This window comes from Helicobacter fennelliae, assembly GCF_900451005.1.
Classification (GTDB): domain Bacteria; phylum Campylobacterota; class Campylobacteria; order Campylobacterales; family Helicobacteraceae; genus Helicobacter_B; species Helicobacter_B fennelliae.
In genome coordinates this window covers 1,512,505-1,528,066 of the sequence record NZ_UGIB01000001.1, presented here as the reverse complement: position 1 = coordinate 1,528,066, position 15,562 = coordinate 1,512,505, and the positions used below count along the sequence as shown (strand labels likewise).

Here is a 15,562-nt window from a genome sequence, read left to right as displayed (position 1 = left end):
TCAAAACTTCACAATTTATCAAACCCTTGCAAACTCATCTTAAAATCTAGAATTTCTTTACGCTCACTTGTGTTTGCATAGAATTTAGAATCTAAAAGTGGATTCTTATGGATTGCCACAGCCCTAAAGGGCTTCGCAATGACGACAGAAACGACAGATTCTAGTAGATTCTATGCAGACACAATGGCACATTAAGAAATCCTCTATTTTTATGCAGATTCAGTAGGGTTGTGTAGAAATTTTAGACAAGCAAAAATACAAAAAAGTGTAACATAAGCGTTCATTGTAGGTTTGCAGGCTAAAAATCTCAAACTCCCTAAAATATGACTTTTCAAGCAAAGCCCTAAAGTTGCATGGCAAAAAAGAGAGAATTTGGATCTTATGCAAATGAGAATTTAAATTCTAGATTCTGCGAATTTTAAGATTTTACTTGGAATATCAGAAAGTGCCACAACTTCATCGATCGCTCCGACTACAATAGCTTGTTTTGGCATACCAAACACAACGCAACTTTTTTCATCTTGCGCGATTGTTTTTGCGCCATTATTGTGTAATTCTTTGATACCAATACTGCCATCATCGCCCATTCCTGTGAGGATAATGGCTAAGGTATTTTTGCCAGCTATATTGTTTGCGCTTCGAAACAAAACATCTACGCTTGGGCAATGCCTTGAGATTCTAGGACCTTGTGTAGGATAGGCATAATATCTACCATTTTCATATCCTAGAAGTGTTTGTAAGCCCCCACAGCCCAAATACGCACTATCGTTTTTGAGCGTGAGTTTTCGATCGATTTCATACACGTTGATTTGTGATTTGGCATTGAGCCTCTCTGCAAGCGATTTGGAGAAATGCGATGGAATGTGCTGAACGATGACAATTGGTGGAATATTACAAAGTGGAAGTTTTGTCAAAATATTTTCCAAAGCGATTGGTCCGCCAGTCGAAGAGCCTATGACGATGAGTTTTTCTCTTGTGATCGAGCAAGGAGAGCTTTTGAGAAAGACATCAGGGTGATATTTTTGTTCTATTTGTTGCATTGTGTTTAATCTTTTATTTTTATATAGGTTTTATTGCCAAGCCGTTCGACTTTGTCTTTGAGCCCGATAAGATCTTCAGCATGACCGATATAAAATGCCCCACCGATTTTGAGATGATAAAATAGATGCTTGAGGATTTTTTCTTGATCTTCGACTTTGAAGTAGATTAAAACATTGCGACAAAAAATAATATCAAACTCATTTTTTGCAAAAGGATATGTGCTGTCAAATAAATTCAATGGCAAGAATTTAATGATATTTTTGATTTCTTTTTTGGCTTGGATTTGCTTTGTGCCATTGCTATTGTTTTGCAGGATATGAAAGTATTTTTCCATACAAAACCACTCGGGTATATTTAGCTGTGGATTAAAGTTAAAAATCCCTTCTTTTGCTACTTGAAGCACATCTGTATCAATATCGCTTGCATAAATCATCACCTCTGATGAGGATTTGCAAGTTTCTTGCGCATACAACGCTGTCGCGGCGATTGAGTATGGCTCTTCACCTGTCGAAGAAGCAGCACAATAGATTTTAGTGCTAAATTGAGTTTGAAAAAGCTGTGGCAATGCGCGATCAAGCATATCTTGAAAATGTATATTCTCTCGGAAAAAATCTGTTTTATTTGTCGTAAAAGCATTGATAAAAAGCTGTTTGGCTTGAGGAGATCGCATAGCAATTGTAATAATGTCATTTATATTTGAGGCTTGGCTAAAGATTTGGTTTTGTCTAAGAGAATCTAGGCGATTTTTGACCATGGTTTGTTTGGAATTATTATCAAGATAAATGCCTGTTATGCTATATAGGTATTCTTGAATGTGCTTAAAAGATTTTGAAACATCATTGAGTGTGATCATATTTTGTCTTTCAATATTAAATTAATATGGCGTGCATTGCTCAAACATTTTATTATAGTATTTTAATGCCTTATTGACAAGGTATGAATCATCATCATAAAACAATGTCTCATAGTTGTTTTCAAACGCGTTTTTACTCCAATTTGCAGAGCCGATATACAGCAGTTTTGCATCGATAATCGCCATTTTTTGGTGCATTATGCCAAAAAATCTTCCATTTTGGGCTTTTTGCCCTTTGAGTAGGCAGGTTGAGATATTGTTGTATTTGTCAAGATAGCCGATGACAGAGTGCGGATCTGTTTTGTTGCTTGAATCAAAGATAATCCGAATTTTTACCCCTCTTTTTGCGCTATCTCGCAAGGCTTTAGCAATTTCTTTATTTGTAAAGCTATAAATAGAAATATCAATGGTTTTTTGCGCGGATTTGAGGGCATTTTGTAGGTTTTTGATTGCCTCATTTTGCTCAAATGGCATCATAAACAATTCGCTTCTTGCGCTGCATAAGCAAAAACAAAAAAGCAATGCGCTTATGTGTTTTAGCATATTGATTCCTTTGTATTGTTAAGATGAAATTTTTGTGTATTGTATCAGATTTTGTTTGAGATTGGCTTTATCTTTGGCGTGATTTGTCTTATTGTGTTTTGTTGGTATGTCTTATGTGTGCGACTTGTGGCGTAGGCGTATCAGTGGCTCTAAGGTTTATATTAGATATAGAATCTAAAATTGTTAAGTCTCTACACAAAACCGCGATTTTTTTGTTGGTTTTAAAAATATGGTTTTGTGTAGCAAAACAAAATAACTAAACTTTACAATCAATAAATTCCAATAAATTCAAAAAATTGCTATAATTACAAGATTCTATCAAACAAACGGACGCAATAATGATACATATAGTTTTAGTCAATACAGACCCAATGGTCGCTAAGCTTGTCGAAGCGACAGCGCGCAGGACAGACATTCCGATTTTGAATTACAAAAGTTTAGATGAGTTAGATCCTACCAAAATCTCAAAAGATTGTTTTTTCTTTATTGATGAGGGAGTGATAGCAGGGCAAGAAGAGCTAGCACAAAAGATTGCTTCAAGTTTTTTGAGTTGTTTTTTGTATGCCAAAACAAAGCTTGATGGGTTTAAATATGTCATCAAAAAGCCATTTTTGCCAACGCAGATTCTAGATATTGTGCAAGATGAATTAAAGCAGCTCAATTACGATCCGACTTTGCGAAGTGAGGTGAGTCAAGATGATCTTGAGCCATTAGAAGCAGAATCTACACAAGATGAAACCAACAATAAAACCAATGCCACAAAAGATGAGATAACAACAGACGCAAAAGAATCATCAAAAGCCAAAGCCCCAAATCAGAGCGCGCTAGAAGAATCGCTTGATTTGGATTCATTTAATCTCAATGAGGCGGATTTTTTGAAAGATTCCCAAGCTACAAGCGATACAAATAATAATGATGATAGCCTTGATCTAGGCGATATTGCACCAAATCTTGATATGCTTAATTTTGAGAGCGCAGATCTAGATAAAATGAATAGCGCGCAGAATACAAGCGATACAAGTGATGAAGAGATGATGTTAGATATTGAGAAATCTAAGCTAGAACAGACCGATGATGAAGATGATATGTCAGATTTGGTTGAGGGTGAATTTGATGAAAATCTCGCAAACGCGCAACTTACAGAAACGCAACTTGCAAAAACACAACTTGAAGGTACACAAGAAGACAAGCTTGAGGATAAAATGCTTGAAGAGGACACACAGCAGGGCTTAGAAGATGCGATAAATCATACAGATTTAGATTTAGGTGAGGATTTGGATTTGGCGACGCATAAAATGCTAGATTCTCTTGAGGAAAAAACAAAGGATTTGAAGCAGGTTGATATAGCTAAAGAGATTGATTCTAATGTAGGGCATACGAATGCAAATGAGGAAGCAACCATAAGTAACGAAGTCAATAGGGCAGATAAAGATGAAAATATAGGCGAAAAAGAAGATAAAAAGGTAGATGAAATAGCAGATAAAGCGAGCCAAACAGGCAAAACAACAGAGCCAAGTATTGATGATTTGGGTGATCTCGCAGATATAAATTTAGATGATATTGATTTTTCATCAGAGCTTTTGCAAAAGTCTTCAGATGAGCCAAGCACCTTGCATGATGATACTTCAAGTGATATTTCTCATGCTGCGCTTGATGATATATCTCATAACACACCACAAGAAACACTTGATGATGTGCCACATAAAGCAGAATCTACAGAATCTAAAGCCACAGAATCTGGGATTTTGGATAAAAATGACATTGATGAGGTGAAGCGACTTTTGCAAGAGACACAATCGGTAGGGACACAATCAGATTCTATGCAATCACGGGTGCAAGATGACAAACATAGCCAAAACGACCAAGCAACTTTATCGCAAGATGTGCAAAATTCACAAGATTTTGATGTATTTGATACAGGATCGCAAGAATCTAGCCAGAATCTAGATTCTACCCCAGAATCTATGCCTGAAGGGCTAGATTTTAGCGATGTGCCACCAGAGGATAAAAATCTTAGTGAGCCGATCGTTGATGATTTGCATATATCAATGCATAATGAGCCCACAGAGCCGCAAGACCAACATAGCGACATAAGCGAGACTAAAGCAGAATCCACAATAGATTCCAAAGCAGAATCTAGCGCAGAATCTCAAAATTCATCATCTCAACAAACACGAGACATTCAGGATATTCAAGATTTTGGGGATTTGGAAGAGGGCGCAGGTAGTGCAAGCAGCGGAGATGATAGTAGTGAAGATGATTCAAATAGCGCAATTAGTGCGAGTGATACAAGTAGTGATGGCAAAAAGAGCGAGAATGCTAAAAATAGCCAAGATATAGCAGACAAATCGCACTCATCAGCAGATTTTGCATCAGATTCTACATCAAGCCAAACAGAATCCACAGAATCTACAAATGATTTCTTGAGCCTTAGCGAGAGAGATATAGGAATGGCATTAGGTGAGGAGATCCCAGAGGAATCGCACGATGCGCAAGATACATTTGCCAATGCTTCAGATAAAGAATCAAGCATACCAAGTGATAGTGTAGTTTCTACACGATTAGATTCTGTCCAATCAGATTCTACTCAAGTGCCATCACCTCTCGCACAATCAGATTCTGCGCAGATCAAAGACACCTCAATCCATGGCGAAGATCTCGTGGCGCATTTGCTAGCAAATAAATCAGAAGATCAGATTCGCGCGCTACTTCATGGAGCGCAAGTAACGATAAACATCAACTTTCCGAGCCAAAAATGAGTAGGATTTTGATACTTTCTGGACCGAGTGGAAGTGGCAAATCAACATTATGTAAAATGATCCAAGAGCATATCGCCAAGACATATTTTTCGATCTCGACAACCACGCGCCCTCCTAGAGACGGAGAAGTCAATGGTAAGCATTATTTTTTTGTGAAAAAAGAAGAATTTATCGCAAATATCAAAAATAATATGTTTTTGGAATGGGCGGAAGTCCATAATAATTATTATGGAACTGCGCTAGCACCGATACAAAAAGCATTAAAAGAAGGCAAAATCGTAATTTTTGATGTCGATGTGCAAGGGCACAAAAGTATCAAAGAAAAATATCCAAAAGCTAAATCTGTGTTTATCACAACCAAAAGCAAGGAGATTTTGCGAGAGCGACTTATGGCAAGGCAGACAGATTCTCATGCAAATATTGAGTTGCGATTATTGCACGCATACAAAGAAATGCAGCACATCGAGCATTTTGATTATGTGATTGTCAATGATGATATAGAAGTCTCAAAGCGCGCGATTTTAAGCATTGCTACATCATTAGAGTTTATCCCCGATCATTCATACAAAACATTGCTTGAGGATTGGGCACTTAATTAGCTTTTAATCAAAAAAAGTTACAATAACATCTTATTAAAATCAAAAATAAAGGAGAAAAAATGGGCGGATTTAGCTGGTGGCATTGGTTAATAGTGTTGGCAGTTGTGCTTTTGCTATTTGGGGGCAAAAAGATTCCAGAGCTTATGAAAGGGCTAGGCACAGGTATAAAGAGCTTCAAAAAAGCAGTCAAAGAAGATGATGAGCAAGAAGAGCAAGCAGTACAACCCATGCAGACGATAGAGATCCAAGAATCAGAGCTTGCACCAAATAACACAGCAAAAGCAATATCTGAAACAACAAAAAAATCACCACCCAAAAAAACAACGACTCAAAAAGTAGCACCTAAAAAAGCAGAATCCAAAAAGGCAGATTCTAGCAAAACTAAAGCAAAAAAGACAGAATCTAAAAAAGCAGAATCTAAAGCAAGCCAAGCATCAAAAACAACCAAAACACGAACTAAAAAGGCAGAATAGGGCTTATGTATGATTATATCAAATCGCTTTTAGAGCAAGAGATACAAGAATCTATCATTTTAGAGCGCCCAAAAAATAAAGATTTTGGGCATTATGCAACGCCTATTGCGTTTTCTTTAGCCAAAAAACTAGGCAAGCCACCAAAGCAAATCGCAGATGAGTTATGCGCCAAATTGCAAGCTCACAAGGCGTTTGAAAAAGTCGAAAATATGAATGGTTATATCAATCTCACTTTGCATAGCGATGTTTTGGATACATTTTTGACAGAAGCACTCATAAAATCGCTCACAACATCACCTACAAAGCCACAAAGTGGAGAATCTACCCAAGCTCACATTAATTTGGCACATACAAATCAACCCAATATAGAGCCCCATACAACTTCAAATCATACAACCTCAAGCCACACAGAGCCAAACCAATTAGACCACACACTTCAAGATTCTGCAAATCAGCCCAACACAGAATCCAAAAAAGAATCTATTTTGCTTGAATATGTGAGCGCAAATCCGACAGGACCGCTTCATATAGGACATGCGCGAGGTGCTGTATTTGGCGATAGCTTGCGAAGAGTTGGCAGATATTTGGGCTTTGACATACAGACAGAGTATTATATTAATGACGCAGGCTCGCAAATCGGTATGCTTGGGCTGTCTATTATGCTTGCTGGACGAGAATCTATTTTGCATATGGAAGTGGATTATCCGCAGGATTATTATAAGGGAGAATATATTGTAGAGATTGCTAATCTTGCAAAGGAACGTTTTGGCGAAGATGTGTTTCGGAGTGATGAGAATCTCTTGGTGCTTGCTGAATTTGGCAAAGATTTAATGCTAGAGGAAATCAAATCAAATCTTTTAGATGTTGGCATTGAATTTGATCAATTTGTGAGTGAAAAAAGCTTATTTCGCGAATGGGAAGAGACATTAAAAATCCTCAAAAGCAACAATGGCACATACCAAAAAGATGGCAAAATCTGGCTTGCTTCAAGCCAACACAACGACCAAAAAGATCGCGTAATCGTCCGAGAGGACGGAGAGCCTACATATTTAGCTGGTGATATTGTGTATCATCGCTATAAGTTTGTGCGTGATTTTGGGCATTATATCAATATTTGGGGCGCTGATCATCACGGATATATCGCTAGAGTGCGCGCGGCAATCGCGTTTTTGGGGTATGATGATAAAAAGCTAGAGGTTTTGCTTACGCAAATGGTGAGCTTGCTTCGTGGTGGTGAGCCATACAAAATGAGCAAAAGAGCTGGAAATTTTATCCTTATGCGCGATGTAGTGGCTGATATTGGAAGTGATGCGTTGCGATTCGTGTTTTTGTCTAAAAAGCCCGATACACATTTGGAATTTGATGTTGATGATCTCAAAAAACAAGACAATTCAAATCCTGTTTTTTATATCAATTACGCTAATGCTAGAATCCACACCCTCATACAAAAATCGCGATGTAAAGAGGAAGATATACTAGAAGCAAAGCTAGAATCTGAAAAACAAATACTTGATTTGCTTTTCTTGGCTTTGCAGCTTCCGCGTGTCGTGCAGATGTCTTGGGAAGAAAAAAGCTTGCAAAAAATATGCGAATATCTTAAATTTCTTGCTTCAGAATTCCATGCGTTTTATAACGCAACAAGAATCTTAGAGAGCCCCAAAGAGACACAATACCTTAAAGTCTGTAAAATGGTGAGTTTATCGCTCACACAGGGCTTAGAACTTCTTGGTATAACAGCCAAAACAAAAATGTAAATCAAACTAGATTCTGCTTAAAGCCTAAATAAATCCGCAAAATAATTACCAAAAGAAACATAAAAAAATAAAGTGTTTAAAAAATAAACACTTTATTGATACACAGAATCTCCAAATAATCAAAAATTTGCTTTACAAAAAAAATATTGTAGAATCTAACATCTACGAATAAAAATAAGGAGAGTGTATGGAATGGATACAAAACTATAATCCGCTTGGCAATATGTGGCTGAGTGCTTTAGTCGCATTTTTGCCTATCGTGTTGTTTTTTTTATGTTTGGTGGTGTTTAAGCTCAAAGGCTATGCAGCCGGGCTTCTTACGCTATTGTCTGCTATTGTTATAGCTATTTTTGTGTATGATATGCCTACTACAAAGGCACTTTGGAGCGTAGTATATGGTGCGCTATATGGTATGTGGCCTATTGCGTGGATTATCATCGCAGCGATTTTCCTCTACAAGCTCACGGTCAAATCTGGCTATTTTGATATTTTACGAGAATCTATCATTGCTATCACGCCCGATCAGCGCATACAAGTGATTTTGATCGGCTTTTGTTTTGGTGCGTTTTTGGAGGGAGCTATCGGCTTTGGTGGTCCTGTGGCGATTACTGCGGCATTGCTTGTGGGGCTAGGACTTCGCCCACTCTATGCAGCAGGGCTTTGTATGATTGCAAATACCGCTCCTGTGGCATTTGGCGCGGTTGGGATTCCTATTATCGCAATGGCTGGGGCTGTTTATGGTTCGGAATTACAAGCCACAGAAGCAGCGAGAATCTCGGCTATGGCAGGGCATATGCTTCCACCCCTTTCGCTTTTTGTGCCATTTTTCTTGATTTTGTTGATGAATGGCATTAAAGGTGTCAAAGAAACTTGGCCTGTGGCATTGGTAGCAGGCGGGAGCTTTGCTATCGTGCAGTTTATCACTGCTACGCACTTAGGACCAGAATTGCCCGATATTGCTTCAGCAGTCGCTTCTATCGCAGCAGTAGCTATCTTTTTGCGCTTTTGGCAGCCAAAAAATATCTTTAAATTTGATGAGGATTCTGTAAGCACAAAAACAGAAGCAAAAAAATACACCACACAGCAAATCGTGCTTGCGTGGGCACCTTTTGTGATTCTTATCGCTGTGATTGTGATTTGGACACAACCTTGGTTTAAAGATCTCTTTGCAGATGCTGTTGTCAAAAATGGTGAAGTGGTAAAGGAGGCTGGAGTCTTAAGCTCTCTTGTGTTTGGATTTAGCTTTGCTGATCTTGCAAATATTATTCAAACTACGCCAGTTGTCGCCAAAGATGTAGCCGTAGAATCCGTATTTAAGATTCCGCTTATCAATACCGTTGGAACTTCGATTTTCATCGTTGCGCTCATCACAATGGTGCTTTTGAAAGTCAAAGTTAGCACGGCTGTGGCGACTTTTGGTGAGACGCTCAATGAAATGAAGTTTGCAATCCTTACAATCGCGCTTGTGCTAGGATTTGCATCTATCTCAAATCATAGTGGTATCTCAGCGACATTAGCTCTCGCGCTTGCGCAGACAGGCAATGCATTTGCATTCTTTTCGCCGATTGTTGGGTGGATTGGGGTATTCCTCACAGGAAGTGATACTAGCTCAAACCTCCTCTTTGGCACACTTCAGCAGCTTACAGCACAGCAGCTTAATATTCCTGAAGTGCTTTTCCTCGCGGCAAATTCAGTAGGTGGGGTTGTCGGCAAAATGATAAGCCCACAAAGTATCGCCATAGCCTGCGCTGCTGTGGGCTTGGTAGGACGAGAATCTGAACTCTTTAGATTCACCGTCAAATACTCTATATTGCTTGTTATTGGTATAGGGATTTTTACTTATCTTATCGCGTTTTATATGACTTGGATTATTCCATCTTAGTTTAGATAATCAAAGCCTTTTTGGCTTTGATTGCTTTAATGTGGCTGAATTGCAGAATTATCAGCCAAGTTTTCTTCATCGACTTTATCAAGAAATTGCAAAACATTCACAGCGACTTTGATATATTCTTTCGCACTTTTAGATTCTGGTTGAAAATACACAATAGGCTTTCCACTATCGCCACTTTCTCGGATTTCAGGCTCTAATGGGATTGTAGCAAGGATTTTTGTGTTGTATTTTGTGGCTAATGGTAGAATCGTATTTTTGCCAAAAATATCGTATTCGCTATGGCAGCAAGGGCATATAAAGCTACTCATATTTTCGATGATTCCAGCAATTGGAATGGAGAGTTTGTCAAACATATCCAAACTTCTTAGCCCATCATCTAGACTTATTTGCTGTGGTGTCATCACAGCTATTCCTGCGCTAATAGGCACATTTTGCGCTATGGAGAGTTGCGCATCGCCTGTGCCAGGAGGCATATCAAGCACCAATATATCAAGCTCACCCCACACAACTTCACTAAGCATTTGCTCTATGGCTCTCATCAGCATAGGACCGCGCCATATAAGACTCTGCCCCTCATCATAAAGCACGCCGATACTCATCACTTCCACCCCAAATGCTTTGAGCGGGAGAAGCTTTTTACCACTAGGATCAAGCTGTGGTTTTTGATCGTGTAAGCCAAACATTCTAGGGATATTTGGTCCATAGACATCAGTATCAAGGATTCCGACTTTTTTGCCCTGCATCGCAAGAGCTATGGCGAGGTTGGTTGAAGCTGTTGATTTGCCTACACCACCTTTTCCAGAGCTTACCATGATGAAATGTTTGATATGTGGCACGAGATTTTTCTTTTTAGGTTGTGTGGCTTGAGCAGGTGCTTTGGGTGTTTTGATATAAATCTCTGCTCTGATTTGCTCTTTTTGCAAAAGATTATCGATTTTATCATAAAGGGCTTGAGAGACTGCATTGTCATTCGAGGGGATTTCGATAAAAATTTGAGCTTTGCCGTCTTGGATTTTGATGTCTTTTAAAAATCCATAGCTTATGATGTCTTTTTGAAAGTTTGGGTAAATGACTTGTGAGAGGATATGTTTGATTTTTTCTTGCATTGTAAATCCTTAAAAAGTTGTGATTAAGTTTGAGTATTTATGATAAAAACATTTAAAACTACCTTAAAATGTAGAATTTAGATTCTACAAAAATTGCATTTTATTTTTTATATTTTTTATAGTTTTTTGCAAACACTTAAGAATGATAAAGCAAAAGTTGCAATGACGATTTAGATTCTAGAATCTAAAAATCAAAAGTGGATTCTTATAGATTGCCACGCAAAATTTTCAATTTTGCTCGCAATGACGATTCTTTCTGGATTCTTCGTTCGTTTCACTCACTCAAGTAATGACGACAAAAACAACATAGATTCTACTAGAATTTATGCAAACACAAGCAAGCATTAAGAAATTCTAGACTTTTTTAATTTTTAGATTTTAGAATTTATGCAAACACAAAAAGAGCGTAAAAGAGATTTTAAGATGAGTTTGCAAGAGCTTGATAGATTGTGCGGTTTTGAGCAAGGAGATAAGGCTAGTCGCCTATCGACGAAGCGAAAAACAAACTCGCAGCTCAAATCGCTTAAAAGCTAGGATTTAGATCCTATGGAAATATGTAAATTAGAATCTAGATTCTATGCAAAAATATTAGGATCTAAATCCTAAAACTTTTTCTTTTTTGCATCATCTAAGATAGCCTTAGCAATCAATGAGACTTCATTGCTAATCTCTGCGCTAGTATTAGCAATAGTTACATTATTTTGTGTAACAGATTCTAGATTTGAAATGGCTTCATTGATTTGGGTAATACCTGCTGTTTGTTCTTTGATAGATTCTGCCATATCATTGATTGATTGCACAAGTAGATTTGTATTTGCCTCTATTTCTCCTAGACTTTTTCCTGTGCGCTCTGCTAGCTTTCTGACTTCATCAGCAACAACTGCAAATCCTCTTCCATGCTCTCCTGCTCTTGCTGCTTCAATCGCAGCATTAAGTGCTAAGAGATTTGTTTGATCAGCTATATCTCGTATGATACCAATGACATTGCGTATATCTTCTGTTTGTTGGATTACTTCATTAGTCCTGCCTGAGACATTTTGCATAGAAGAAGTGATCTCTTCTACTGCTGTGGCTGTTTGCTCTAATGAGCTTGCTTGAGAGTGAGAGGATTGGGTAAGATTATTGACTGCTTCTTCAAGTTTATTGCTTTGGGTATTGAGTGTATTTGCAAAGTCAGATGAAGCAGAGAGCATTTTTCGTATTTCTTCACCTAAAGTATTTGTAATCACTTCTACTCTTCCTTGTGCATTTTTAACTTGCGTTGAAAAATCAAGTTTTGCAAATGAATCAAATACACGATTAAGCTCTGGTAAATCATTTCCAATAGCACTTGAGAGAAGATCTAGAAGTTTATTGACAGAATCTTTGAGTGTATTTAGCTCTGAATTACTTCCTGTGAGTGTTATTCTTTGATCTACATGTCCTTCTCTTGTGTGTTCTATAACAGCTAGAGATTGTTGGACAAGTTCTTGATCTTTTTGGAGGGATTTGTGAGATTTTTCGATATTTTCATTAATCATCATTCCTAAATGCCCTAATTCATCTTGCGCTCGAATGGTGATTCTATCCACTTTTTCTGTTTCGTGATTGATGTATTTGAAAAATGTATCAAGTGCTTTGAGAATAATTGACAATCTTTTGGCGATTGTGAATCTGACAAATACATACACAATACTTAAACTTATAACTATAAATATAAGACCTATAAAAGTAATTAAATATTGAAGCTTATATAAAGGTGCAAACATAGAGCTTTTGGGTGCTGTTACTAAGACACTCCAGCCATTGCCATCAGCAGTCTTAAATGAAGTAACGCTCGCATAGCTTGGATCGCCATCTAAAGCGATATAATCAGGAACCAAGACAGAAGTATTATTATCTATGGCAGAGACAACAGGTGCCGCTTCTGGTCTTTTATTGAGATCATTCATCATCTGCCCTATGTATTTTGGTGTGGTATGTGTAGCTATAAAGCCTTGTTGTGATACAAGGGTTTTTACCTCGCCTTCAAAGTTCTTTTCTGATTTTGTAAAAAGTTTCGCTAATGAATCCAGATTAATCGTTAAGCCAATAACCCCGATAACTTTGTTATTGCTATCAAAAAATGGCGCGACAAGATTTAATCCGAGAAATGTTTTGCCATTTTCGTAGGTGATTTGGACTGGCTTGTTAAATTGCGCTAATACTGCTGGATTACCATTTGCTTCGCTTAAAAGCTTTTTGACAATTGGGAAATTTATGACTTCATCGTGTGATTGGATAAGTTCTGATCCGCCATTTGTTTCGGGTGAAGCGTCATGATAGGTGATGACAAATCTTCCATTTGGGGTATTGTAGAATCTATTTCTATTAAAGTTTTGTGGCGCGTTTGGTATGTATATGAAGCCATATTCTATCAGATTTGCGTAATCAAGTGTGTTTTTGATGATAGTATCAAATAATGATGGATCAAGTGATTGTATAGAAGTGTTTTTCAATGTTTCGCTAAGTATGCCTGAAGCATTTGAAGTCAAAGATGAAATCTGATAAAAGACTTGAGATATACGTTCAGCGTACATACTAGAAGAATCTGTGAGGATTTTTTCAGTCTGTATTCGGATATTATCTTCGACCTTGCTTGAGACGATAAAGACAATGCAACTAACCCCTAGAATAATTGTAATTCCGACAAAAAACACGATTTTTGTGCCAATATTTAATTTGCTAAACAATTTCATAAAATACTCTCCTTGTTGGATTTTTAGATTTTGGTTTGTGTGTAAGTTTTGTTGTGAAATGGAATTATAGCACAAAAACTTTACGCGTTTTTTTTTTTTTGTTTTTTTGATTAAAATTTATCATTATAGATTCATATAATTTCACACAAAAGATTCCAGACAAGAGAAAAAAGCTTATAAAAAATTGTGATATTTTCAATATTTTTAAGGATATTTACACAAATCTTAATAATTTTTATATAGAATACATATCGTGTTTATATTATTTTTGTAAAAACACACATTGTATTTATATTATAGATTCTCGTTTTTGTTTTATTATAGAGCGGATAGCTCTTTTTTATGTTAGCATTTGAAATGTGAGTTATTATTTAAGGAGTGATAATGAAAAAGTTTAGTTTGAAAAAGTCTTATGTAATATTAATGATATTTGGAAGTTTTGCAACTTTAGAAGCATTTGATATTAAATATAATGGCTGGCTTGAGAGCTTTAGTAAAATAGGCTTTAATAATCAGCCTATTGATGTCAATCTCGGAAGATACCCCACAGATACATTTGTCAATGTCATTGGGAGTTTTGGATTCTTAGGAAATATTCTTCCTGCTACTATCCAAAATCACAAGCTGTTTTATGGATTTAGTGTTACAGGTGGAAGTATGATTGTAGATTCTTCAAGTAAGCAATACCCGGGTGGTGCAAATAGCGTAAATAGCGAATATGTCGGTATGTGGTCAGGCTATGATCTCCAAGGTGATCCTGCTACAAAGCGACATTATTATGTGTTTAATAATGCCTATCTTGACTACACTTTAGGTAATTTTGCAGATGATACATTGAGTTTTCGGTTTAAAGGCGGGCGATACAGATCAAGTGCAGAATATATGAGTGGCTATACGCAAGGCTTTGAAGTCGCTTTTCGCGCAAAATTTAGTGATACACAAAGTCTAAATCTCTGGTGGTTTAGCTCGTATGGCAGGGCTTTTGCGTTTGGGCAATGGTTGATAGATTTTTATTCGCCAAGGGGATATATGTCAAATGGAAAGTTTATCAATAACGGAATCCACGCATTTAAAGCCACATATAGCTTTGGCGGGCTTGATGTGATTCCTTATGTGTATTTTTCGCCCGGGACATATCTTGCTCCTGCCATTAGGTTTGTGTATGATACAAATCGCGAATTTAACAATCAAGGATTCCGATCGCAAACTTTTATAAATTTCATCGCACCTATCAATGAGCGTGGAATCGGCAAATACAGATATGGGGATTTGGTTGAGCGATATACGCAGAATCTTTTTATCAAGCAGCAATTCAACTATAATAATTATAATTTTGGGCTTGGAATCTACAAAAACTTTGGCAATGCAAACGCGTGGATAGGGACAAATGGGAATCCATTGCAAAGTGTGCTTGATTTTTGGACGGCAAGCTCGTATGATTTAGGGCGATCAATTAGTGATATGATCGGTAAAGACGCGATTACGCCGTTTTTGTTTGTCGGCGGGGTGCATTATAGAGACAAAGTAGCTTGGGGGATTGTTGGGCGATTTAGCGAATCTAGGCGAAGCCAAGAGCAAAGTATCGCTGGAAGTATTAAGTATAAGTTTGAGGGGGGATTATCAGTGGGTGCGAAGATTGAGTATTATAATGACATCACAAAAGAAGGATATAGGGTCGGCTCAAATGGCGATAATACTGCTGCAAATGGTCCATATCAGCCGACAACTACAACCTCCACCACGTCAAAAAATATCGCTGATAGAAGCCATGCGTTTGTGTGGGTGCATTATGATTTTTAGATTCTTAGCAATTATGAGAATCTAAA

At 37.4% G+C, this 15,562-nt stretch carries 10 protein-coding genes and 1 pseudogene; 6 read left to right on the top strand and 5 right to left on the bottom strand.

The genetic code is table 11. The features are described 5' to 3' along the window. Positions 1 to 395: 395 nt before the first annotated feature. From DY109_RS07520 to DY109_RS07510, 3 genes are read right to left on the bottom strand one after another with little or no spacing between them, the layout of a single operon-like run. The gene (locus DY109_RS07520; protein ID WP_023949502.1) at positions 396 to 1,040 is read right to left on the bottom strand and encodes a CheB methylesterase domain-containing protein; all 645 of its coding nucleotides are present in this window, start codon (positions 1,038 to 1,040) and stop codon (positions 396 to 398) included. A gap of 5 nt (positions 1,041 to 1,045) precedes the next feature. Then, complete coding sequence (locus DY109_RS07515) at positions 1,046 to 1,894, bottom strand: CheR family methyltransferase (protein WP_023949500.1); 849 nt, start codon at positions 1,892 to 1,894, stop codon at positions 1,046 to 1,048. A gap of 21 nt (positions 1,895 to 1,915) precedes the next feature. Further along, positions 1,916 to 2,437, bottom strand: a complete 522-nt coding sequence (locus DY109_RS07510) for a phospholipase D-like domain-containing protein (RefSeq protein WP_023949498.1) — start codon at positions 2,435 to 2,437, stop codon at positions 1,916 to 1,918. A gap of 338 nt (positions 2,438 to 2,775) precedes the next feature. On the opposite strand from DY109_RS07510, the gene DY109_RS07505 reads away from it, so the two are divergent. The 5 genes and pseudogenes from DY109_RS07505 to DY109_RS07485 all read left to right on the top strand — a co-directional run bounded on the left by DY109_RS07505 (position 2,776) and on the right by DY109_RS07485 (position 9,904). Continuing rightward, the gene (locus DY109_RS07505; protein ID WP_034550347.1) at positions 2,776 to 5,196 is read left to right on the top strand and encodes a hypothetical protein; all 2,421 of its coding nucleotides are present in this window, start codon (positions 2,776 to 2,778) and stop codon (positions 5,194 to 5,196) included. Then, positions 5,193 to 5,795: a guanylate kinase gene (gene gmk, locus DY109_RS07500; RefSeq protein WP_023949494.1), complete on the top strand. Its 603-nt coding sequence runs from the start codon at positions 5,193 to 5,195 to the stop codon at positions 5,793 to 5,795. The genes DY109_RS07505 and gmk overlap by 4 nt, the downstream gene beginning before the upstream one ends. Before the next feature lie 59 nt (positions 5,796 to 5,854). Beyond that, positions 5,855 to 6,014, top strand: a pseudogene (tatA, locus tag DY109_RS12055) (twin-arginine translocase TatA/TatE family subunit); the annotation flags it as partial. A gap of 259 nt (positions 6,015 to 6,273) precedes the next feature. Further along, positions 6,274 to 8,022, top strand: a complete 1,749-nt coding sequence (argS, locus tag DY109_RS07490) for an arginine--tRNA ligase (RefSeq protein WP_023949490.1) — start codon at positions 6,274 to 6,276, stop codon at positions 8,020 to 8,022. 187 nt (positions 8,023 to 8,209) lie between these two features. Beyond that, positions 8,210 to 9,904 (top strand): lactate permease LctP family transporter, encoded by a 1,695-nt coding sequence (locus DY109_RS07485; RefSeq protein WP_115737831.1) that lies wholly within the window; start codon positions 8,210 to 8,212, stop codon positions 9,902 to 9,904. 35 nt (positions 9,905 to 9,939) lie between these two features. Here the strand turns inward: DY109_RS07485 and DY109_RS07480 are convergent, their stop codons facing one another. Then, a complete protein-coding gene (locus tag DY109_RS07480; protein ID WP_023949483.1) occupies positions 9,940 to 11,019 on the bottom strand; it encodes an Mrp/NBP35 family ATP-binding protein in 1,080 nt (359 codons plus the stop codon). A gap of 602 nt (positions 11,020 to 11,621) precedes the next feature. Continuing rightward, positions 11,622 to 13,736 carry a methyl-accepting chemotaxis protein gene (locus tag DY109_RS12365; protein WP_115737830.1) on the bottom strand — a complete coding sequence of 705 codons (2,115 nt, stop codon included), beginning with the start codon at positions 13,734 to 13,736 and terminating at the stop codon, positions 11,622 to 11,624. Between the two features lie 384 nt (positions 13,737 to 14,120). On the opposite strand from DY109_RS12365, the gene DY109_RS07470 reads away from it, so the two are divergent. Beyond that, complete coding sequence (locus tag DY109_RS07470) at positions 14,121 to 15,536, top strand: outer membrane family protein (protein ID WP_023949334.1); 1,416 nt, start codon at positions 14,121 to 14,123, stop codon at positions 15,534 to 15,536. Positions 15,537 to 15,562 lie beyond the last annotated feature (26 nt).